General features: G+C 65.2%; 22 protein-coding genes. 11 read left to right on the top strand and 11 right to left on the bottom strand.

What is annotated here, in order from left to right; all coding sequences use genetic code 11:
* Positions 1-11: 11 nt before the first annotated feature.
* The 5 genes from H4W01_RS09850 to glmU all read right to left on the bottom strand — a co-directional run bounded on the left by H4W01_RS09850 (position 12) and on the right by glmU (position 7,994).
* Positions 12-1,886, bottom strand: a complete 1,875-nt coding sequence (locus H4W01_RS09850) for a CHASE4 domain-containing protein (protein WP_334685223.1) — start codon at positions 1,884-1,886, stop codon at positions 12-14.
* Positions 1,883-3,787 (bottom strand): putative bifunctional diguanylate cyclase/phosphodiesterase, encoded by a 1,905-nt coding sequence (locus H4W01_RS09855; RefSeq protein ID WP_209610862.1) that lies wholly within the window; start codon positions 3,785-3,787, stop codon positions 1,883-1,885. The genes H4W01_RS09850 and H4W01_RS09855 overlap by 4 nt, the downstream gene beginning before the upstream one ends.
* Before the next feature lie 95 nt (positions 3,788-3,882).
* On the bottom strand, positions 3,883-4,773 hold the full coding sequence (locus H4W01_RS09860) for an ROK family protein (RefSeq protein WP_209610863.1): 891 nt from the start codon (positions 4,771-4,773) through the stop codon (positions 3,883-3,885).
* Positions 4,770-6,593 carry a glutamine--fructose-6-phosphate transaminase (isomerizing) gene (gene glmS, locus H4W01_RS09865; RefSeq protein WP_209610864.1) on the bottom strand — a complete coding sequence of 608 codons (1,824 nt, stop codon included), beginning with the start codon at positions 6,591-6,593 and terminating at the stop codon, positions 4,770-4,772. The genes H4W01_RS09860 and glmS overlap by 4 nt, the downstream gene beginning before the upstream one ends.
* A gap of 30 nt (positions 6,594-6,623) precedes the next feature.
* Positions 6,624-7,994, bottom strand: coding sequence for a bifunctional UDP-N-acetylglucosamine diphosphorylase/glucosamine-1-phosphate N-acetyltransferase GlmU (gene glmU, locus H4W01_RS09870; RefSeq protein ID WP_209610865.1), 1,371 nt, complete (start codon positions 7,992-7,994; stop codon positions 6,624-6,626).
* Positions 7,995-8,055: 61 nt separating this feature from the next.
* Between glmU and H4W01_RS09875 the strand changes: the two genes are divergently transcribed.
* Positions 8,056-8,733, top strand: a complete 678-nt coding sequence (locus H4W01_RS09875) for an HAD-IA family hydrolase (protein ID WP_209610866.1) — start codon at positions 8,056-8,058, stop codon at positions 8,731-8,733.
* Here the strand turns inward: H4W01_RS09875 and H4W01_RS09880 are convergent.
* Genes H4W01_RS09880 through H4W01_RS09900 form a run of 5 tightly spaced genes read right to left on the bottom strand, consistent with a single transcriptional unit; the run spans position 8,726 to position 11,705 of the window.
* A complete protein-coding gene (locus tag H4W01_RS09880; protein ID WP_209610867.1) occupies positions 8,726-9,139 on the bottom strand; it encodes a hypothetical protein in 414 nt (137 codons plus the stop codon). The genes H4W01_RS09875 and H4W01_RS09880 overlap by 8 nt on opposite strands.
* Before the next feature lie 50 nt (positions 9,140-9,189).
* A complete protein-coding gene (locus tag H4W01_RS09885) occupies positions 9,190-10,179 on the bottom strand; it encodes a nucleotidyltransferase domain-containing protein (RefSeq protein ID WP_209610868.1) in 990 nt (329 codons plus the stop codon).
* On the bottom strand, positions 10,164-11,024 hold the full coding sequence (locus H4W01_RS09890) for an HprK-related kinase A (protein WP_209610869.1): 861 nt from the start codon (positions 11,022-11,024) through the stop codon (positions 10,164-10,166). The genes H4W01_RS09885 and H4W01_RS09890 overlap by 16 nt, the downstream gene beginning before the upstream one ends.
* Positions 11,021-11,308 carry an HPr-rel-A system PqqD family peptide chaperone gene (locus H4W01_RS09895; protein ID WP_010403103.1) on the bottom strand — a complete coding sequence of 96 codons (288 nt, stop codon included), beginning with the start codon at positions 11,306-11,308 and terminating at the stop codon, positions 11,021-11,023. The genes H4W01_RS09890 and H4W01_RS09895 overlap by 4 nt, the downstream gene beginning before the upstream one ends.
* Positions 11,309-11,312: 4 nt before the next feature.
* Entirely contained in the window at positions 11,313-11,705 is a 393-nt protein-coding gene (locus H4W01_RS09900; RefSeq protein WP_010403104.1) for a hypothetical protein, read from the bottom strand.
* Between the two features lie 80 nt (positions 11,706-11,785).
* Here H4W01_RS09900 and H4W01_RS09905 point away from each other — a divergent pair, with 80 nt between their 5' ends.
* The 10 genes from H4W01_RS09905 (at position 11,786) to H4W01_RS09950 (ending at position 21,607) form a co-directional block, all read left to right on the top strand.
* Entirely contained in the window at positions 11,786-13,057 is a 1,272-nt protein-coding gene (locus H4W01_RS09905) for an ATP-binding protein (RefSeq protein ID WP_010403105.1), read from the top strand.
* A 75-nt stretch (positions 13,058-13,132) separates the two neighbouring features.
* Positions 13,133-14,194 carry a substrate-binding domain-containing protein gene (locus H4W01_RS09910; protein WP_010403106.1) on the top strand — a complete coding sequence of 354 codons (1,062 nt, stop codon included), beginning with the start codon at positions 13,133-13,135 and terminating at the stop codon, positions 14,192-14,194.
* Positions 14,195-14,233: 39 nt separating this feature from the next.
* Entirely contained in the window at positions 14,234-15,604 is a 1,371-nt protein-coding gene (gene pstC / locus H4W01_RS09915; RefSeq protein WP_010403107.1) for a phosphate ABC transporter permease subunit PstC, read from the top strand.
* Positions 15,605-15,671: 67 nt separating this feature from the next.
* Positions 15,672-16,886: a phosphate ABC transporter permease PstA gene (gene pstA, locus H4W01_RS09920; RefSeq protein WP_209613315.1), complete on the top strand. Its 1,215-nt coding sequence runs from the start codon at positions 15,672-15,674 to the stop codon at positions 16,884-16,886.
* Positions 16,883-17,653, top strand: a complete 771-nt coding sequence (gene pstB, locus H4W01_RS09925; RefSeq protein WP_010403109.1) for a phosphate ABC transporter ATP-binding protein PstB — start codon at positions 16,883-16,885, stop codon at positions 17,651-17,653. The genes pstA and pstB overlap by 4 nt, the downstream gene beginning before the upstream one ends.
* Positions 17,654-17,663: 10 nt before the next feature.
* Positions 17,664-18,356: a phosphate signaling complex protein PhoU gene (phoU, locus tag H4W01_RS09930; RefSeq protein WP_126845658.1), complete on the top strand. Its 693-nt coding sequence runs from the start codon at positions 17,664-17,666 to the stop codon at positions 18,354-18,356.
* Between the two features lie 13 nt (positions 18,357-18,369).
* Positions 18,370-19,062 (top strand): phosphate regulon transcriptional regulator PhoB, encoded by a 693-nt coding sequence (gene phoB / locus H4W01_RS09935; RefSeq protein WP_010187105.1) that lies wholly within the window; start codon positions 18,370-18,372, stop codon positions 19,060-19,062.
* Positions 19,063-19,144: 82 nt separating this feature from the next.
* Positions 19,145-19,459 (top strand): hypothetical protein, encoded by a 315-nt coding sequence (locus H4W01_RS09940; protein ID WP_209610870.1) that lies wholly within the window; start codon positions 19,145-19,147, stop codon positions 19,457-19,459.
* Positions 19,460-19,601: 142 nt separating this feature from the next.
* Positions 19,602-20,501, top strand: coding sequence for an SDR family NAD(P)-dependent oxidoreductase (locus tag H4W01_RS09945; RefSeq protein ID WP_209610871.1), 900 nt, complete (start codon positions 19,602-19,604; stop codon positions 20,499-20,501).
* Positions 20,502-20,575: 74 nt separating this feature from the next.
* Positions 20,576-21,607 carry a hypothetical protein gene (locus H4W01_RS09950; protein WP_209610872.1) on the top strand — a complete coding sequence of 344 codons (1,032 nt, stop codon included), beginning with the start codon at positions 20,576-20,578 and terminating at the stop codon, positions 21,605-21,607.
* Positions 21,608-21,649: 42 nt separating this feature from the next.
* On the opposite strand, the gene H4W01_RS09955 is transcribed toward H4W01_RS09950, so the two are convergent.
* The gene (locus tag H4W01_RS09955; RefSeq protein ID WP_209613316.1) at positions 21,650-21,943 is read right to left on the bottom strand and encodes a DUF2794 domain-containing protein; all 294 of its coding nucleotides are present in this window, start codon (positions 21,941-21,943) and stop codon (positions 21,650-21,652) included.
* Between the last annotated feature and the right edge of the window lie 193 nt (positions 21,944-22,136).

Below are 22,136 nucleotides of genomic sequence, written 5' to 3' on the forward strand. Positions count from 1 at the left end.
CGCGCGGCGGATCAGGCCGCAATCTCGCTCGCAGCGCGCGGGGCGAGCCCCAGCGTCAGCACGGCGACAGCCCCCCGCCCCGGACCTTCGCTTTCCAGCCGGAGCGTGCCGTGCATTGCCGCCATCGAATTGGCACACCAATGCAGGCCAAGCCCCCCCGATTTGTGGCGGCGCGTCGAAAATCCGCGCTGGAACAGCGTCGGCGTCGCATCTGCGGCAAAACCCTCGCCATCGTCGCAAATCGCGATTCGCGCGGTGTCGCCTTGCTCCTCGATCGAAACCGAGATCGAACCGCTGGCGGTGCCTTTGGCGGCAATCGCATCGGCGGCGTTGGAGAACAGGTTGCCGATCACCTGGCTCAAGATGATGCGGCTGGCGAGCACGTAACAGGGCTGGGCCGGAAAGCTGAATGCGATCGAGACGCTGCCCGAATAGCGCGCGATGGTCGCGTTCTTGGCAATGATTTCGGTGACGTCGCACGGCTCGACCGCCGGGCGCTCGTGCGCGGCGCTTTGCTGTTCGCCGATGATTTCCAGCACATGGCTCATCGCCTCGCGCCCGATCTGAAGTTGGTCGCGGCGGTGCGCGCGATCCGCGCTTTCCGCTTCGATCGCCGCCGAGACGAAGGCGATCAGCTTCGCGCGGCGCGGCGCGGGCAGGTCGTCCTTGGCCAGTTCCGCCACCGCGCGCTCCAGCACCGCGCGATCGACCGGGGCCGGTTGCGCCATGCCCTGGCTCAGGATCGTGCTGATCGGATTGAGCGCGTTGCGGACATTGTGCATCACCGCCACCGCGCTTTCGCTCTTGCCCAGCGCGAAGCTCTGCACTTCCAACTGCTCGCGCAGATCCTTCAATTGCTGCAGCATCGCGTTGAAACTCTTGCCAAGCGAGCCGATCTCGTCGCGGCGCGCCTCATCGGGCAGCAATCCCAACGTGCCCGAGGACCGCACCATCTGCATGTGCCCCTCGACCCGCGCGAGCGGGCGCAGCACCAGCCGGGTGATCATCCGCCGCAGCATCACCAACACGCCCAGCAGCAAGACGATCGCGCCGGTCACCGCGAGCAGCAGCATCCGCTGTCCCAGCACCGACACATCGCGCGGCACGGTGAAGGCGGCGCTGGCGACGGCATGCCCGTCCGCGCCCTGGATCGGCACGGCGATGCGCATCGTCGCGTTGGCGGCGACGATGCGGTTGGCGTCGGGCGCATTGGCAAGATCGATCGTGGCGCGCAATTGCAGCACCTCCGACAGCGCCCGCGACGTGATGCGCCGCGCCATCACCACATAGCCGTGCGGATCGCCAGTGCCGTCGCTGCGCCGCACCTTGGCCACGCCGATCGCCGCCAGTTCATCGCCCAGGCGGAGGTAATAATGGCCAGAGCTTTTCGCCCCCAGAAACCGTTTGAAATCGGTACGGACCAGCGCCGCCGCAAAGGCATCGCGGCGATCGAGCCGGTCGAGCCCGCGCGCGAGATCGCGCCAGCGCGCGATCACGATCCGCCCGTCATTGCCGATATAGGCCATGCCATCGACATTGAGATTGGCCATCGCCAGCGTCGAGAAACTCTCGCGCTCAAATTCCGGCGTCGGATGCGCCATATAGGTGTAGCTTGCGGTCCAATCGCCATAATCGCGCACCGCATTCTCGACCTTGGTCGCGAAATCGCTCAGCGCGGCATGGGTCCGCTCGACCTGGGCATCGATCGACTTCGCCTCAAGCTGGTTGAAGCTCGGGACAATAACGCTGGCGAGCAGCAAGGTAAGCGCCAGCGAACCGGCGAGGCCGACCGCAGTCAGGATCAGGACGAGCTTGACACCGAGCGAGCCGCGCCCGCGCCATCGTCCGATCCGGCCGCGCGCGGCACGGATCATGCTGCCCGTCATCCGTGCGTCCCGTTACCCAGCTCGGGTATGTCGGCCGACACGTCGAGCACGCCGGGAACCGCGATGAAGCGCGCCTCGGCAATCTCTTTCGCGCGCTCTTGCGCGACCGGACGCGAGAAGAAATAGCCCTGCATATGGCTGCAGCCGGCAACCCGCAGTGCCTGCAACTGGGTTTCGGTCTCGACGCCTTCGGCAACCACACCAAGCCCGAGCGCGCGGCCGAGGTGGATGATCGAATGGACGATCGCGGCACTCTCGCGCTCGCGGCCCATGCCGTCGATGAAACTGCGGTCGATCTTGAGGCAATCGAGCGCGAATTTGCGGATATTGTACAGGCTCGAATAGCCCGTTCCGAAATCATCCAGCGCGATGCGAAAGCCCATCTGGCGCAGCTTGTAGAGCGTGTCGGCGGCGCGATCGGCATCGTCGAAAATCGCGGTCTCGGTAATTTCGATCTGCACGCGGCGTGGGTCGATGCCGGCGTGCTGCACGCTTTCGACCAGCCGTCCAACGAAATTGTGACGACGGAACTGACGCGGTGAAAAGTTCACCGAGACATATTGGCCCGGCCATTCGGCGAGCACCTTGAGCGATTCGGCCAGCACCCAATCGCCCAGTTCGTGAATGAGGTTCGATTCCTCGGCGATCGGGATGAACACGGCGGGCGAAATCGGCCCGTGATCCTCGGTGTTCCAGCGCAGCAGCGCCTCGAAGCCGACCACCTCGAACGCTTCGCGCCCAACGATCGGCTGGTAAACGAGGCTCAGTTCGCCCTTGGCAATCGCTTGCGAAAGACCACCCTCGATCGCGCGGCGCAGGCGGATGTTTTCATCCATGCTTTCATCGAACACGCGCACCACGCCGCGCCCGTCGCGCTTGGCGTCGTTGAGCGCCAAATCGGCGCGGCGCATGAGATCGGTCGGGTCGCGCGATTCACCGGCCTCGGTCACGATCAAGCCGATCGATGCACCGCCCTGCACCGTATTGCCCAGCACCTTGAACGTGCCCGAACAGGCCTTCAGCACGCGCGTACAATCCATTTCCGCAGCCTGGACACCGGGCGTATCGAACATCAGCCCGAATTCGTCCCCGCCAAGCCGCGCGACCATGCCGCCCGCTGGCACATTGGCCTGCAGCACCGAGCAGATCTTGCGGATCAGTTCGTCGCCAGCCAGGTGGCCGAGCGTGTCGTTGACCAGCTTGAAACGATCGAGATCGACCATCGCCACCGCAAAGCGCGAATCGGTGCGCGCGCGATCGGTCAGCGCGCGGCGGAACGCCAGCCTATTGGGGGCCTCGGTCAGCGAATCGTGGTTCGCCATATGGATCGCGCGGCTTTCATTCGCGGCGAGTTCGTGCCCCTGCTCCTGCAACTGCACGACTTGCGCCGCGAGCACTTCGCGCGCTTCGGCCAGTTCGCGGTCGCCCTGCCAGCGATGCGCCAGCGCGCTCGCCATTTGCGTCACCTCGGCGACTTCGAACGGCTTGGCGATGTAGAAGATCTTGTCGGCCGGCCCCGCCGCCTTGGAGATTTCGACCGGCGAAAAGTCGGAATAGCCGGTCACGATGACGAGATTGATATTGGGGTCGAGCGCGCGGATGCGCACGGCGGTTTCCTTGCCGTCGATGCCCGGCGGCATCCGCACGTCAATAAAGGCGACCGCAAACGGATCCCCGTCGCGAATCGCGGCCTCGACCGCCGCGACGGCATCCAGCCCCTGCATGCAGTGCGTCAGCGTGAAATCGGGCCCGGCCTCGTCCGGCGCGGTCGCGTCCTCATCGTCGCCGAACAATTCCGCCGCCATTGCATCGAGCAGGCCTGTGGCAGCGGCGACCGGCGCGAAGCTGCGCCGGTAGCTATCGTGCATGGCCGGTTCGTCATCGACGATCAGAATTCGCATGTAAGCACCGCCAGTCGCAAAATCACCGGGCATAACAGCCCGCTGCAACGACCTAAGCGGACACGGTTAAAGGCCCGTAAACGACGTTGCCGACATCAGGCCCCAGCGAGGGCGCGCGCGCCCAATTCGATCGCGCCGAGCGGCCCGGCCATGCCGCCCAGCGCGGCCGGCACGACATAGGCGTCGATCGGCAGCAGCCCGCGCGCCGCCACATAGCCACCAAGGCTCGCTTCCAGTCGGGTGCGGATCATCGGGAGCAAATGCGGAATGCCGACGATCACGCCGCCACCCATCACGATCCGCCGCGGGATGCCGGTCAGCACCAGCGTGTGGCACAATTGCGCGAGCGTGTGGGCGACGCCCTCCCACACCGGATCATCTTCGGCCAGCGTCTCCGCACCCGCGCCGGTACGGGCGCGGATCGCGGTGCCCGAGACCAGCCCTTCAATACAATCACCGTGGAACGGGCAACTCCCGCCCCAGCTATCGCCTGCCAGACGAACCGGGCGAATATGGCCGAGTTCAGCATGGGTCAGCCCGGCAACGGGCGCGTTGCCCAGCACCAGGCCGACGCCGACCCCGGTGCCGACAGTGATATAGGCATGGTCGGCGACATCCTGCGCCGCGCCCCAACGCCCCTCCCCCAGGGCCGCGCCGTTGACGTCGCTGTCGAAACCGGTCGGCACCAGGCCAATGCTGGCGAGCCGTTTGCCGACGTCTGTGTTGGACCAACCCGGCTTGGTGGTCGCGGTAATCGAGCCGTAATCGGGCGCGGTGTGATCGAGCGAGACGGGGCCGAAACTGGCGATGCCGAGCGCATCATAATGCGACCAGCCGCGCAGCACGTTCTCCACAGCACCAAGCGTTTCCTCGGGCGTGGTGGTCGGGATCTGGACGCGATCGCGCACATCATCGGGGCCGCTGGCGAGCACGCAAATGCACTTGGTCCCGCCCAGTTCCACCCCGGCAATCAACGGTGCCGTCATTCCACGGTCACCGACTTGGCGAGGTTGCGGGGCTGATCGACATCGGTGCCTTTGGCAACGGCGACATGGTAAGCGAGCAATTGCACCGGCACGGCGTAGACGAGCGGGGCGATGATGGGATGAACCTTGGGCATTTCGATCGTTGCAATAGTGTTTTCGCCTGCCTGCGCAATCCCGTCCGCATCCGAGATGAGCACGACCAGCGCGCCGCGCGCCTGGGCTTCCTGCATGTTGCTGACGGTCTTGTCGAACAACGGGCCTGATGGCGCGAGCACGATCAGCGGCACGGTGTCATCGATCAAGGCGATCGGCCCGTGCTTCATCTCGCCCGAGGCATAGCCTTCGGCATGGATGTAGCTGATTTCCTTCAGCTTCAGCGCACCTTCCAGCGCCAGCGGGTAATCAGGACCACGCCCCAGATAGAGCACGTCGCGCGCGACCGCGATCTTGGGGGCCATAGCGGCGATTTCTTCGTCATGCGCAATCGCGCGGCTCATCGCCTCCGGCACTTCCTGCAGGTGATGGACGATGTCGCGCTCGGCCTCGGGCGTTAGCTGCCCCTTGGCGCGCGCGAGATTGACCGCGAGCGCGGCCATCACGGCAAGCTGGCAGGTGAAGGCCTTGGTCGAGGCGACGCCGATCTCGGGGCCGGCATGGGTCGGCAACAGCAAATCGACTTCGCGCGCCATCGAACTGGTCGGCACGTTGATGATGCCCGCCGTGGTCAACCCCGCCGCCTTCATGTGGCGCAGCGCCGCCAGCGTATCGGCGGTCTCGCCCGATTGCGAGATAACCACGCCCAGCATGTTGGGGGTGAGCACCGGATCGCGATAACGGAATTCGGAAGCGACATCGACTTCGACCTGCACGCGCGCGAGCTGCTCGATCCAATATTTGCCGATCATGCCAACATAAGACGCGGTGCCGCACGCAACGATCGCCACGCGCTCGACCGAGCCGAGGTCGAATTCCATGTCGGGCAAAGCGACGCGCTCTTCCAAGGGACGCAAATAGCTGCGCAGCGTCTGCGCGACCACCACCGGCTGCTCGTAAATTTCCTTGAGCATGAAGTGGCGGTGATTGCCCTTGTCCATCAACTGGCCCGAGGCACCCGAATTGACGATCGGGCGCGTGACCGGATCGTTATTCTTGTCATAGACCTGCACCGCTGCGCGCGTAACGACGGCCCAATCGCCCTCTTCGAGATAGGCGATGCGCTGGGTCAGCGGGGCGAGCGCGAGCGCGTCCGAACCGATGAAATTCTCGCCATCGCCGTACCCGACGGTGAGCGGTGCACCAAGCCGCGCGCCGATCAGCAAATCGGGCTCGGACTTGAACATCACGCCCAGCGCGAACGCGCCGTGCAGGCGCGGCAGCACGTTGGCCACCGCCTCGCGCGGCTTGAACCCGCGCGACAGCTCACGGTCGATGAGGTGGGCGACGACTTCGGTGTCGGTCTGCGACTTGAACTGCCGCCCCTCGGCGATCAGCTCATCGCGCAGCGGCTTGAAATTCTCGATGATGCCATTGTGGACCAGCACCACGTCGCCCACGATATGCGGGTGGGCGTTGTCGACGGTCGGCGCACCGTGCGTCGCCCAGCGGGTGTGCGCGATGCCGCTGTCACCGGGCAGCGGATCCTTGGCCAGTTCGGCGGCGAGATTGACGAGCTTGCCCGGCGCGCGGCGGCGATCGAATTCGCCATCGTGCACGGTGCACATGCCCGCCGAATCATAGCCACGATATTCGAGCCGCTTGAGCCCGTCGAGCAGCCGGTCCGCAACCGCGCCCTTGCCGAGAATGCCTACGATACCGCACATAGTTTCGTCTCTCCGTTGCCCGCTCGGGGGCTATTTCTTGGTGGCGGCTTTCTTCGCCATCATTGCGTCGCGGAACCGCTTGCCCCAGCCGGGCCGCGCTTCCTGCTTGCCGCGCGCGAGCGCGAGCGCGTCGGCCTCGACATCGCCGGTGATCACCGACCCTGCCCCGACGATCGCGCCCGCACCGATGGTGACCGGGGCGACCAGCGCCGAGTTAGACCCGATGAACGCGCCCGCGCCGATAACCGTTTTGTATTTGAAAAAGCCATCATAATTGCAGGTGATCGTGCCTGCGCCGATATTGACGCCGGGCCCGACCTCGGCATCGCCAAGATAGGTCAGGTGGTTGGCCTTTGCACCCACGCCAAGCACAGCCTTCTTCATCTCGACGAAATTACCGATCTTGGAATGCTCGCCCAGCACCGCGCCGGGGCGCAACCGCGCGAACGGACCGACCTCCGCGCCCACACCGACCGTCGCCCCTTCGATATGGGAGAAGGCGTGGATCACCACGCCATCGGCGACGCTGACTCCGGGGCCGAACACGACATTGGGCTCGATCACGACATCACGCCCCAGCACGGTATCATAAGCGAACCAGACGGTTTCGGGCGCGATCAGCGTCGCGCCATCGGCCATCGCCTGTGTGCGCCGCGCCTGTTGCCAGGACAGTTCGACGACCGCGAGTTCGGCGCGGCTGTTGACTCCGGCGACTTCCGCCGCGCTCGTTTCGATCACCGCCGAGGCGCGCCCATCGGCGGCGGCGAGCATAACCACGTCGGGCAGATAATATTCGCCTGCCGCATTATCATTGCCGACGCGCGCCAGCAGCGCGAACAGATCGGCGCTGCGCACCGCCATCAGCCCGGAATTGCACAGGTTAATCGCGCGTTCGGCCTCGCTTGCGTCCTTATATTCGACCATCTTGGCGATGACGCCGGCTTTGTCTGCGATGATCCGGCCATAAGCGGCGGGATCGGCAGGGCGGAAGCCGAGCACCACCACGGCGGGCGAATCGGGCGCGTGGAGCCGCGCGACCATCGCCTGCATCGTCGCCGAGGACACCAAAGGCACATCGCCATAGAGAACCAGCACGTCGCCTTCGAACCCCGCCAGCGCAGCTTCGGCTTGCGCGACCGCATGGCCGGTGCCGAGCTGTTCGGCCTGCAATGCCGTGACGATGCCGAGCGGCGCGACGGCTGCCTCGACCTGCTCGCGCCCCGCGCCCGTCACGACGACGGTGCGCTCCGGCTTCAGCGCGGCGACGCTCTCCGCCAGATGCAGCAACATCGGATGCCCGGCGATTGGATGCAGGACCTTGTGGAGATCCGATTTCATGCGCGTGCCCTTGCCGGCAGCGAGGATGACGGCGGCGATATTCGGTGCGGGTGCAGTGGCCATGCGGACTGCCCTGCCACGACGCTCTTGTCATTTCCAGAGCAACGCTGTCAGGCAATCGCTCATGACAAAGAATTCCTTCGCCATCGTCGGGTTCGATCTCGACGGCACCCTGGTCGATAGCAGCGGCGATCTGACCGACGCGGTCAACCACACGCTCGCTTTTGCCGGGCGACCGTTACTGAGCGTCGAGCAAGTCAAGACGATGGTCGGCGGCGGGGCCAAGCACATGTTGACGCAGGGGCTGGACGCGACCGGCGGCTGTACGCCCGACACCTTCCGTCCGCTCTACAAGCGCATGCTGGCTTATTATGGGGAGCATCTGTCGGTCCACACGCGGCCCTTCCCCGGCGTGCTCGACGCTCTGGACCAGCTTGACGCGATGGGCGTGACGGTGGCGATCGTCACCAACAAGTTCGAAGATTTTGCGCTGCGCTTGCTCGACGATCTCGGCCTGCGCGAGCGGTTCGCGACGATCATCGGGGGCGACACGCTGGGCCCCGGCCTGTCCAAGCCCAACCGCGCCCCGATCGACGAAATGATCCGGCGCTGCGGTGGCGGCAGCGCGGCGTTCGTCGGCGATTCGATTTACGACATCATGGCCGCAAGGAATGCCGAAATCCCCGGGATCGCGGTCAGCTTTGGCTTCCTGCTCCACCCGGTCGAGGAGATGGGTGCCGACGCGGTGATCGATTCGTTCGACGCGCTGGTGCCGACGCTCGAAAAACTCAGCCTCAGTTGAGGATAAGCGCGTCCGAATTGATGTTATAGCCAATCAGCACCGGCTTGCCGTCCACCACACGAAACGCGAAGGTTTCGGCCGCTTTGCCGCGCGCATAGTCAGATGCATAGTTGAGGGTGATGAAATGCCCGCCCGTCGTCACCTGGTCGTTCCAGCCGACTTGCTTGGCCGCCTTGGGCTGGCCCAGTTTTTTGACGACCACCGCCAGCAATTGCGTGAAGCGTGGCTTGGTCTCGGGAGCCGAGAGTTCCGGGCCGGAACTGGCGACGATCGCGTCGATCTGGCCCGCCCCCAAACGGTCGTGAAAGGCCTTAACGCTCGCCTCTGCCGCGGGGACATCCTTACCGGTCGAGCACGCCGCGACCGCCAAAGCGAGGCCGAAACCCAAAGAACGCCACATCTTCATGCCGTTATCCCCCAATTGCGGGCGGTCTATGTCAGCCCCGCCCGGCGAGCCTAGCCTTTGCGCCACTTGGTCCACAAGTGCCGCGCCAGCATCGCGGGTGGCATGCGCAGCCAGTGCGAACGGATGTAGAAGGCCATGCGCGTAAAGGGCCGCGTCGCCCTGCCCCAACCATCGCGCGCGGTGAGGCGGCGGAGATAGAGACGGTCAGCCGGAGTCAATCGCGCGCCCTCGCCATACAGCGCCGCCGCCAGCCGCAGCGCCCGCGCAACTTCGTGCGACAGGCCATGCTGCGCCGCCCGTCCGGCGAGGCCATCGGTGCCGAACTCGGCGACCAGGCAGTGCACGTCCCACAAATTGCGCATGCCGCCCGCCAGATCGCCATCGGCGAACAGGTGCGCTGCTGCATGGACCAGCATATCATTAGGCGAAAGCGCCCACAGACCGGGCTTCAGTTCCACCGCGTCCGCCAGCAGCGCGCCCGCATCCGGGGTAATCCGCGCGGTCAGCGGCAGGATGGTGTGGTGGACGTCGATCATCCGGTCACGGTCGCGGTGGATGAGCGGGGGCAGTTCGTGCATCCATTGCCGGTAATAGGCATCGTCATAGGGATCGGGCTTTACCCATTCCCAGCCAGCCTCGAGCAGCGCCGCCTCGACCGCATCCAGCGTCGCGCGCGGTACGAGGATGTCGAGATCGCCGATCGAGCGCCCCTGCCCCGCGTGCAAGCCCGCCGCGACAAAAGCGGTGCCCTTGAGCAGAACCACACGCACGCCGAGCGGCACCAGCACGCGCCGCGCCGCCTCTGCCTCCCACAAAGCCGCCACCCGTCCTTGTTCGGCGGACGCCCGCGCGTCGGCGAGGATACGCGCGACCGATGGCGGCACCGCTAGACCATCGAGCCGCCATGCCAGCGTCCCGATCATCTGTTCGGCGCGGGCAAGGGCGAGCAAGGCAGTCCATGCCTCCGCACCCAACGCCACCGTGCCGCCGGGATCGCGCAGCGCCTGTGCCAGCAGCCAGCCGTTTAGCGCGCGGCCCATGCCGCCTCCACCAGCGCGATCGCGCCATCGGTATCGGGATAGTCGATCGCGCGCGCAGGCACGCCCTGCACCAGCGCGGTCAGCGCATCGAAACCGCGCTCGCCCATTGCGACATAATTGGTCGAGGCCTGGGTAAGGCGCACGAACACTTCGCTTTGCGCCACATCGCGCGTCGCCGATTCATAGCCAAAGGTTGGGAACAGGATCAGCGCGGGTTTCGCCGGAACATCCATCGCCGCCAGTGCCGCCGCGTCGGGAACAAGATGGCGGATGGTGCCCTTGGGCGTGCCTTCCAGCACCGGCCCGAGCCGATCGGCCGGCACTTCGGCAGCGACGGTTGCGACGCTGGCGTTCTTGAGGCTCACGAGCCGGGGAAACGCGTGCAGCAAGCCAGTCGCGGGATCGAGCAAGGCGAATTCGTCGCCCATCAAGCGCCAGCCCCGCAGCGACAGCAACGCCGCCAAGGTCGATTTGCCCGCACCCGATACGCCGGTGAGGATCAGCGCCTGCCCGTCGCGCTCGACCACGGCAGCGTGGAGCAGCAGGAAATGGCGCTGGCCCAGCGCCATCTGCAAATTCATCCCCATTTCGGCGGCGAGCAGCCCTTGCGCGAGCGGAAGCGGTGCCGCCTCGGGCAGAACATAATCGCCGCCGATCATCACCGCTGGCCGCACGATCAGCCGCCACGGCCGCGCCGCGAACAGGCGCACGGTGAAATCGGGCACACCGTCCACAGGCTTGGGATAAGCGGCATAGAGCGTTTCGAGCTGCGCGATGGGCGCGCGCCAGTCCGAGCCGATGCGAAATCCGACCGGACCAATTCGCACCTGAAACACATGCCTCATGCGACCGCGACCAGACCGGCTGCCACCAGTTCGTCGAGCCGCGCGTCCAACGCCGCTTCGTCGGCATCGCCCAGCAGATAATCCACCGACAAGCGCGCCATCAAATCGACCCGCCGCATCCCCGCTTCGCCCAAGGCCGCGAGAATCTCCGGTACGGGCGAGGTGACCAAATGCGTGATGCCCGACGCGCGGTGAAACACTGCGGTGAAGCTGTCGAGGTGCGTGATCTTCAGCGTTTCCGGCCGCGCCATGCGATACACGATATCGCCACGGGAATCGTCCACGGCGTCAGCCGCGCGGCATTTGCAGCGATGCGAAGCAGGTGAACCCACTCGTCCCCGATTGCAGCCGCCGGATATAATTGGTGTAGGCGCGGCTCTGCTCGTAATTGGTGCCGGGCAATTGACCGCCCGCCAGCGCGGTCTTGACCTCTTCGCCTTTGAACGGTCGGCCAGGCGGCGCGAACGCACCCCGCGTGCCGGCGGGCACCACCGTCCCGTCGGCGGCGATATAGCTGCCCGCGCGCCCCGAATCCGGGACCGGAATCTCACAGGTCGAAATCGATGCCGCTGTCGACGCCAGCGCCGGGCGGATCGACACCACCGCCGCTGCGCCGACCGCGCCAAGCATCAACGCCCGGCGGCGCGTGGTGTTCGGAAGTTCAGGCGTATCATCGTTCATTGCACTAGCCCTTTCACATTCGCAAAAGACTGGCAAGCAAGGCTATCGGGGTTAACGATCTTTAGGCTAAGGCCCGGCGCATGCTCCAAGGTTTCGGCTCTCGAACGATTACTGCCATCGCTCTCGTGGTCGTGGCGGCGATCGCGGTCTTTTTGCTCGATTGGGATCTGCAGCCCGCGATCATCACGCTGGTCGGTGGCATCGCCGCGGCGTTGGCGGCAACGGGCACCGGCGACGGACCGATCGAAATGCTCCGCCCGGTCGAAAGCGTGCGCCAGCCCAGCCCCCCGGACGTGCAGGAGATTATCCAGGCGATCGTGCAACCCGTGCTGATCGTGGCGGACGGGCGCGTCACCCACGCCAACACGGTCGCCCTGGCGCTGCTCGGCAAGCATATTGTCGGCGAGGACGTCCGTGTCGCCATCCGCCACCCCGGAGCGGCAGAGCGCCTGGCCAGCCCCACCACCGGGGTTCCGCAAGGGCCGATCAACCTGGTCGGGCTGGGCACGAAGGACCAGCATTGGGAAATGCACGTCACCCGCGCGAGCGGTGGGCAACGGATCGTCCAACTGGTCGACCAGACCGGCAATTATGCCGCCGAGCGGATGCGAGTCGATTTCGTAGCCAATGCCAGCCACGAACTGCGCACCCCGCTCGCGTCGATCCTCGGCTATATCGAGACGCTGGGCGACGACAAAGCGGGCGAGGATGCGCAAGTTCGCGGTCGGTTCCTGAAGATCATGTTCGACGAAGCGCGCCGTATGCAGCGCCTGGTCGAGGATCTCATTTCGCTCAGCCGGATCGAGGCCGAAAAATACCGCTTGCCCGATCGGGCGGTCGATCTGGGCGCGTTGATCAGCGAGGTCCGCTCCGAATTGCTGGATGCGCAGGACAAACGCAGCGGCGACATTGTCACCGATATCGACCTTGGCGTCCCCCCGGTCGCGGGCGACCGTGCCCAATTGAGCCAGGTGCTCCACAATCTGATCGGCAATGCCATGAAATATGGGCGGCCAGGATCGCCGATCACCGTAAAATTGTGGCGCGATGCGGCGGGCACGGTGCGCATCAGTGTCGGCGACGAAGGCGACGGGATCGCCCCCGAGCATCTTCCGCGGTTAACCGAACGGTTTTACCGCGTCGATCCGGGCCGCAGTCGCGCTGCGGGTGGCACCGGACTTGGTCTCGCCATCGTCAAGCACATCATCGAACGCCATCGCGGAAGGTTCGACGTCACCAGCACCTTGGGCAAAGGCACGACCGTCACCGTCATGCTGCCCGCGCACGTTCAGACCTATCAGGCCAAAACAGCATCGACATCCGACCCCAAAGCCACTGTCATCAAACGGTAACGTCAATGTCACACAGGCAGCCGGTCGCCGTGGTAGCCCGAGTCCGGGGCCGTCCAGTGCCCGAGGGGAGATTCCATGATCAGGAAATGTGCGATACTCGCTCTTGCCACGAGTGCTGCAGCGCTGACGCTGGCGGGCTGTCAGGATCAGGCGAATGGCGGCGGCGCGGGCTCGCGCGACCACATCACGGTGGTCGGGTCGTCAACGGTCTTTCCGTTCACGACGATTGTTGCGGAACAGTTCGTCAACAAGACGCCGGGCACCAAGTCTCCTGCGATCGAGTCGACCGGTACGGGTGCCGGGATGAAGCTGTTTTGCGCCGGCGTAGGTGCGGCGCATCCCGACATCGAGGACGCGTCGCGCCGGATGAAGGCCAGCGAATACAACACTTGCAAGGACAATGGCGTCAGCGACATCATCGAGGTGCAAATCGGCCTTGACGGTATCGCCTTCGCCGAATCCAAATCCGGCCCCAAGCTGCAACTGACGGCCGTCGACATCTACAAGGCGCTCGCCGCCTCGCCGATGGGCCAGAAGAACACCGCCAAGACGTGGAAGGATGTCAATCCGTCGCTGCCAGCGGTGCCGATCCAGGTCTATGGTCCGCCCTCGACCAGCGGCACACGCGATGCGCTGGCCGAACTGATCCTCGCCAAGGGCTGCGACGCGATCAATCCGTCACTGGCCGATCATAAGGACAAGGATCCGGCGGCCTATGCCAAGGGCTGCACCGCGATCCGCGAAGACGGTGCCTATGTCGATGCGGGCGAGAATGACAATCTGATCGTGCAGAAATTGCAGTCCAACCCCAATGCGATCGGCATCTTCGGCTATTCCTATCTCGAAGAGAATAAGGACAAGCTGAACGGCGTTCCGATCAACGGGGTCGAGCCGACCTATGAAACGATCGCACGCGGCGCGTATCCGGGATCGCGTCCGCTGTTCCTGTATATCAAGCAAGCCCATCTCAGCGCGATCAAGGGCCTGCGCGATTTCCTCGCGCTGTACGCCACCTCGTGGGATCCCAAGGGTCCGCTCGTCGCCAAGGGCCTGATTGCGGCTCCAGACGACGTCCGCAAGCGCAGCGCGCAAATCCTGAAGGACGAGACCCTGCTCGACCCCAAGAAGCTGCTCTAGTCCAACACTCTTACGCGAAGTCGAACCCTCGCTTTGTCCATGCTCGCTCTTTTCCTGGTCATCGCCGGGCTCGGCCTCATCGGCTGGCTGACGGCGCGGTTACGCGCCGTCAGCTTTCGCCGTGGCAGTACCGCGCGCTTCAGCTCGCTGCCTTCGCATTTCGGCGGATACGTCGCCTTATGGACGGTCCTCCCTGCTGCCTTGTTTCTCTGCGTCTGGTCGGCAACGTCACCGGCCTTGGTCACCGACCGTGTGCTGCACGACCCTGCGGCTGCGCAATTGCCGCCACAGGGCTTCAACCGCGCAGCCATTCTGTCGGAGGCGCGTAGCCTCGCCTCCGGAAACAGCTTTGGCGCGTTCAATCCCTTGTCGAAGAAGCTCGCCCCGGCTTATGCGGCGGCGCAGACGCGCAATGACTGGATTGGCGCTGCCATTGCCTTGTTGCTGAGCTTCGCGACCGGCGGTTTCGCCTATACCCGCGTGCGCCCGGATTTTCGCGCGCGCACCAAGATCGAACGGTTGATGATGGCGGGGCTGCTGGCCGCCTCGCTGATCGCAATCCTGACGACGATGGGCATTGTCGCCTCGCTCTTGTTCGAATCCTGGCGCTTTTTCAATATCGTACCGATCGGGGATTTCCTGTTCGGCACGCATTGGAGCCCGCAGGTGATCGACCCCGCCGATCCGGGCAAGACGCTGGGTGCGGTGCCGCTGTTCTGGGGCACGTTCTTCATCGGCGCAGTGATCGCGATGCTGGTGGCGATCCCGTTCGGGCTGATGAGTGCGGTCTACCTCACCCAATATGCCACCCCCACCGCGCGCCGCTGGATGAAGCCGATCCTCGAGGTGCTGGCGGGCGTTCCGACCGTGGTCTACGGCTATTTCGCCGCGCTGACGGTGGCCCCGGCGGTGCGCGATTTCGCGGTGTCGATCGGCATCACCTGGGCGAGTTCGGAAAGCGCGCTCGCCGCCGGGCTGGTGATGGGGGTGATGATCATCCCGTTCGTCTCGTCCATGGCCGACGATTCGCTTGCTGCCGTGCCCGACGCGATGCGCGATGGCAGCCTGGCGATGGGCGCGACCGCGTCGGAAACGATCCAACGGGTGTTGCTCCCGGCGGCGCTGCCCGGCGTGGTCGGCGGCGTGCTGCTCGCGGTCAGCCGCGCGGTCGGCGAAACGATGATCGTGGTGATGGCCGCCTCGGGCGTCGCCACGCTGACGCTCAACCCCTTTGCCAGCGCGACCACGGTGACCAAGCAAATCGTCGACTTGCTCACCGGCGAAGCCGAGTTTGACAGCCCGAAAACACTCGCCGCCTTCGCGCTCGGGCTGACGCTGTTCATCATCACCCTGCTCCTCAACATCGTCGCGCTGACGGTCGTGAAACGGTATCGCGAAGCTTATGAGTGACATCGCCGTCGCCCCGCCGACATCCTCCACCCCTGACCGCGTGCCGACGGATTGGCGTACCCAAGAGATGCAGCGGCGCATCCGCCGCCGCTACGGGGCCGAGCAACGCTTTCGGCTGCTCGGCCTGGCAGCGGTGATCCTCTCCGCCGGGTTTCTGGCCGTGCTGCTCGTGACGATGGTGATGAACGGTGCCAGCGGCTTCCTGCAAACGCGGATCGCGCTGCCCATCGACTTTCCAAGCGCCGGGCTGATGCTCGATCCGGCCCGGCTGCACGGGCCGGGTGCGGACTTGGCGCTGGCTGGTGCCGGGATCGAGCGTGCGACCGACGCCGCCGCGATTACCGCTTTTGGCAAAGGCGGGGACAAGTGGCTGTCCGACGGTGCCTGGCTCAACGTCCGCGAGGCGGTGAAACGCGACCCCGCGATCCTGCGCGGGCGCAGCATCGTCTGGGTGCCCGCTGCCGACACGATCGATGTCGCCGCCAAGCGACAGGGGGATCCCGCCGCCGAAGCGATCGTCACCAAATTGCAGGCACGCGGCGCGATTTCGACCGGGTTCAACCTCCCCTTCCTCACCGCGTCCGATTCCAATGACCCGACCCGGGCGGGGATCTGGGGGGCGTTCAAGGGATCGCTGTTCACGATGCTGGTGACGCTGCTGATCGCCTTTCCGATCGGCGTCCTCTCCGCGCTCTATCTCGAGGAATATGCCCCACGGAACCGCTGGACCGATTTGATCGAGGTGTCGATCAACAACCTCGCGGCGGTGCCCTCGATCATCTTCGGTCTGCTCGGGCTGGCGGTGTTCCTCGGAACCTTTGGTATGCCGCGTTCGGCCTCGATCGTCGGCGGGCTGACGCTCGCGTTGATGACGATGCCGGTCATCGTCATCGCCGGACGCAACGCGATCAAGGCGGTACCGCCGTCGATCCGCGATGCTGCATTGGGGATTGGCGCAAGCCCGATCCAGGTGGTGTTCCACCATGTCCTACCGCTTGCCTTGCCCGGCATCCTCACCGGCACGATCATCGGCATGGCGCGCGCGCTCGGTGAAACGGCCCCGCTGCTGATGATCGGGATGCGCGCCTTCATCGCGTCGCCGCCCGCGCGGCTGACCGACCCCGCGACCGTCCTGCCCGTGCAGATCTTCCTGTGGTCCGACCAGATCGACCGCGGCTTTGTCGAAAAGACCAGCGCCGCGATCATCGTGCTGCTCGTCTTCCTGCTCGCGATGAACAGCTTCGCGATTTACCTCCGCAACAAATTCGAGACCCGCTGGTGAGCATCCCCAACCAATCCAAAATCTCCGCGCAGCACGTCAACGTCTGGTATGGCGCGAAACAAGCGATTGCCGACGTGTCGCTCGACTTCGGGCAGGATCACGTCACCGCGCTGATCGGCCCGTCGGGGTGTGGCAAGTCGACCTTTTTGCGCACGCTGAACCGCATGAACGACACGATTGCCGGGGCAAAGGTCGAAGGCGACATCACGCTCGATGGCGAGAATATCTATTCGCCCGATATGGACGTGGTGCAACTCCGCGCGCGTGTCGGCATGGTGTTCCAAAAGCCCAACCCCTTCCCCAAATCGATCTTCGAAAACGTGGCCTATGGTCCGCGCATTCACGGCCTTGCCGCCAACAAACCGCAGCTGGCCGAGATCGTCGAAAAATCGCTGCGCCGCGCCGGCTTGTGGGACGAGGTCAAGGATCGCCTGACCGAAAGCGGCACCGCGCTGTCCGGCGGCCAGCAGCAGCGCCTGTGCATCGCCCGCGCGATCGCGGTCGACCCCGAGGTGATCCTGATGGACGAGCCCTGCTCGGCACTCGACCCGATCGCCACCGCCAAGATCGAGGAACTGATCCACGAGCTCAAGGGCCGCTACGCCATCGTGATCGTCACGCATAACATGCAGCAAGCGGCCCGCGTGTCGCAGCGCACCGCCTTTTTCCACCTGGGCACGCTGGTCGAATATGGCGCGACCTCGGACATCTTCACCAATCCTCGGCAGGAGCGCACCAAGGATTACATCACTGGCCGCTACGGCTGAACGCAGGACCATGCCCTTGAACGATCATACGGTGAAAGCCTTCGACGAAGATATTGGCCAATTGCGCGGGTTGATCGCGCAAATGGGCGGACTGGCGGAGCACGCCATCGCGGCTGCGATGGAAGCGCTGCGCCGTCACGACCTGGAAGGCGCGCGCGAGATCGTCGCGGGTGACAAGCGCATCGACGCGCTGCAGATCGAAGTCGAACAGCTCGCGGTGCGGATCATCGCGTTGCGCGCGCCGCTCGCGGACGATCTGCGCGAAGTCGTCGCTGCGCTGAAGATCGCCGGTGTGGTCGAACGGATCGGCGATTACGCCAAGAACATCGCCAAGCGCGTTCCGATGATCGAAAGCCATGGCGAGATCGAGCCCCTTTCGGTGTTGCCCGCCATGTCGGCGCTGGCGGTGCAGATGGTGCATGACGCGCTTGATGCCTTCGCCGCGCGCGATGCGACGGCGGCCGTCGAAGTGTGCGACCGCGACCGGCAAGTCGACGATTTCTACAACAGCCTGTTCCGCGTGCTGGTGACGCACATGATGGAAAACCCCAAGACGATCGGTCAGGTCGCGCAATTGCTGTTCATCGCCAAAAATCTCGAACGTGTCGGTGACCATGCCACCAACATCGCCGAGATGATCTATTTCGCCGCAACCGGCACGCACATGGCCGAACGCGACCGCGGCGACATCCCTACCTCGTAACGGAGTAAACGATATGGCCCGCGCCAAGATGTTGCTGGTAGAAGACGATGCCGCGCTCGCCGAACTGCTGATCTGGCATTTCAAGCGCGAGGATTTCGAAATCGCGCAGACCCCCGATGGCGAGGAAGCGTTGCTGCTCGCCAAGGAGAATACTCCTGACATCGTCCTGCTCGACTGGATGGTCGAGGGGCTGTCGGGCATCGAAGTGTGCCGCCGCTTGCGCCGCATGCCCGAGACGGCGAACGTGCCGATCATCATGCTGACGGCCCGTGGCGAGGAAGAAGACCGGGTGCGCGGGCTGGAGACGGGTGCCGACGATTATGTCACCAAGCCCTTCTCCCCGCGCGAACTGGTCGCGCGGGTCGGGGCGGTGCTGCGGCGCGTGCGGCCTGCCTTGGCGGGCGAGCAACTGACCTATTCCGACATCGAGATGGACACGGTCGGCCACAAGGTGCGCCGCTCGGGCGAAGTCATTCCGCTGGGGCCGACCGAATTCCGGCTGCTGAAGCATTTCCTCGAGCATCCGGGCTGGGTGTTCTCGCGCGAGCGTTTGCTCGATGCGGTATGGGGGCATGACAGCGACATCGAAAGCCGCACGGTCGACGTCCACATCCGCCGCCTGCGCAAGGCGATCAATCGCGGCGACCGGCCCGACATCATCCGCACCGTGCGATCGGCGGGTTACGCGCTCGATTCGGGAGCGTAAAGAAAATCGGGAGCCATGCGGGGGAATGTGCGTTGGACCGGACGAGCAGCACAGATTGCTGCCCGTTTGCAGGAGACCCCGCATGAAGCTCATGATGATCGCGGCGCTCGCCGCCGCCGTCGCGACGCCGACTCTGGCCCAGACCACGCCAGCGCCGATGCCGGCACCCGATCCCGCCATGGCGCAACCCGCGCCCCCTCCGCCGCCGCCCCCCGGCCCGCCGACGCCGCCGCCGCCGCCTCCGGCTGCTCCGATGATGGCACCGCCCGCCGCGAACCCGGCTCCGCCACCGCCCGAGAGCTATCCGATGTGCTCGCGGACGGTGACCGATGGCTGCCGCGAACGCTCCAACGCGGCGGGTGCGCGGCTGCATTCCACCCCGCGCCCGAAGCGCTAAAGTACCCCTAGCCTTTCCGTTACGGCCGACGTGCACAGCTCCCGCACGTCGGCCGTTTCGTAAGTTCAGTATGGCGATCGTGGCTTGCACCGCGCGCGCAATCGCCTAGGACGCGCCTCAAATCACTTGGAGGAGTCCTGCTATGTCCATTCGTTTCGACGATAAGGTCGCCATCGTTACCGGCGCTGGCGGTGGTCTGGGCCGTGCTTACGCGCTCGAGCTGGCGCGGCGCGGCGCGAAGGTCGTGGTCAACGATCTCGGTGGCGCGCGCGATGGCACCGGCCATTCCGACGCCGCGCTGAAGGTGGTCGAGGAAATCAAGGCGGCCGGTGGCGACGCGATTTCGAATGGCGGCAGCGTCACCGAATATGAGCAGATGGTCGAGATGGTCGCCAAGGCCAAGGAAGCGTGGGGCGGCGTCCACATTCTGATCAACAATGCCGGCGTGCTGCGCGACAAGAGCTTCGCCAAGATGGAGCCCGCCGACTTCAAGTTCGTGATCGACGTGCACCTCAACGGGTCGGCCAACTGCACCAAGGCGGTGTGGGAAACGATGCGCGCGCAGAATTACGGCCGCATCCTGATGACCGCGTCCTCGACCGGGCTCTACGGCAATTTCGGCCAGGCCAATTATGGCGCGGCCAAGCTCGGCCTTGCCGGTCTCACCAAGACGCTGGCGATCGAGGGGGCCAAGAACAACATCAAGGTCAACACGATCGCGCCGACTGCAGGCACGCGGATGACCGAGGATCTGTTCCCGGCCGAAGCGTTCGCCGCCTTCGCGCCCGAGAAGGTCGCCCCCGCCGCGCTCTATCTCGTGTCCGAAGAGGCCCCGACCAACATGATCGTCGGCGCGGGCGCAGGCGTGTTCCAGGCGGCCTATGTCACGCTGACGCAGGGCAAGCTGCTGACCGGTGACGATCTGTCGCCCGAGGGCATCGCCGCGCATTGGGCCGAGATCACCGACCGCACCGGCGAGCTGACCCCGCAGAACGGCGCGGAGCAGTCGATGAGCATCCTCAAGAAGCTGCAGGGCGGCTGATTGGCCTAGAGACTCGCTGTATTGCTACAGCGATACACTCATGATAGCCTCCTGCCACCAACAGGAGGCTTATCATGTATAGCGAAAGCGACATTGACGGTGCGGTGACGGCAGGCGCGATCTCGCGCGATGCCGCTGCCGCCCTGCGCAACCACGTGGCGGCACGCAGCGCGGTGCCTGCGGTCGATGAAGAGCATTTCCGACTGCTCACCGGGTTCAACGACATTTTCGTGTCGATTGCGCTGGCGCTGGTGCTGGTTGCGGTGGCGTGGATCGGCAAGTCGATCACCACGCCGCTGGCGGGCGCGCTGGTCGCGGTCGCCGCCTGGGCGCTGGCCGAATATTTCACGCGCGTGCGCCGCATGGCGTTGCCGAGCATCCTGTTGCTGCTCGCCTTTGTCGGTGGCGTCGCGGCGAGCTTGATCGGCGTGATGGTCGAACTCCATCCTGACCTATCCAACCAGGTCAACGCCGCAATCGGCGCGGGCATAGCGCTCACCGCCACAGCGGCGGCATGGACGCATTGGCGGCGCTTCATGGTGCCGATCACCGTCGCTGCGGGGGCAGCGGCGGGCGTGGGTGTCGTGGTGGGGCTGACCTTCGCGGCATTCCCGACGATGCAGGAGCTGGTCTATCCGCTGGTCTTGCTGTGCGGCATCGCGGTGTTCGCCCTCGCCATGTGGTGGGACATGTCCGACCGCGAACGGCGCACGCGCCGCGCCGATGTCGCCTTCTGGCTGCACCTCGCCGCCGCGCCGATGATCGCGCATCCGATCTTCCACATGCTCGGCGTGTTCGGTGGCGGCATTGCGATCGGCACCGCGCTGATCGTGTTGGGCCTGTACCTCGCGTTTGCCTTCGTTGCGCTCGCGGTCGACCGGCGCGCGCTGCTGGTGTCGAGCCTCGTCTATGTCCTCTACGCGATGTACGCGCTGTTCCAGAATGCAGGCGCGATCGAGCTTGCCTGGGCGTTCACCGGGCTCGCGATCGGCTCCGCTCTGCTGACGCTATCGGCATTCTGGCCCACCATGCGCCGGATGGTGATCGGCACACTCGGTCAGCTGGGCGAGCGCTTGCCCCCGGTCGGCACCATGGTAGCCGCCTAGCCCTGATCCAAGCCCCACCCGGCCGCGAGCGGGGCTTGGACGTTAGTCCACCAGCTTCATCAGCCGCCGCTCGACCGGGGCCAGCACCGGGCCCAGTTCATGGCCGCGCTTCAGCACCACGCCCGCTTCGTTGACCAAGGCCCACATGCCCTGGCGGTTGCGCAAGGCGGGGCGCTTTTCGATGCGGAATTCGGGGCGTTCGGCGGCACGGCGGAAGGCGGCGAAGATTGCGGCATCCTGCCCAAGCTCGATCGCATAATCGCGCCACATCCCCGCCGACACCATCCGCCCGTACAAATCGAGGATCCGCGTCAGTTCGATCCGCTCGAACCCGATTTGCGTCGGAACGCCGCGCGGGCTTGGAACGTATGGCTCGCCCCGTCGGCAAGCGGTTTGTGTCTGATGTTCTGAGCAGTCTGCGAAAACGTATCCGGCCTTTCGACGCGAGGTCGTTGGCCAAGATGGAGATCCGCGCGTCCTGGTCCTCATAAAGGGGCCGGCATCGAGTGCCATTTTAAGCCATAGGGTT

The sequence above is a fragment of the Sphingomonas sp. PL20 genome (assembly GCF_017875905.1).
In the GTDB taxonomy this organism is placed as follows: domain Bacteria; phylum Pseudomonadota; class Alphaproteobacteria; order Sphingomonadales; family Sphingomonadaceae; genus Sphingomonas; species Sphingomonas echinoides.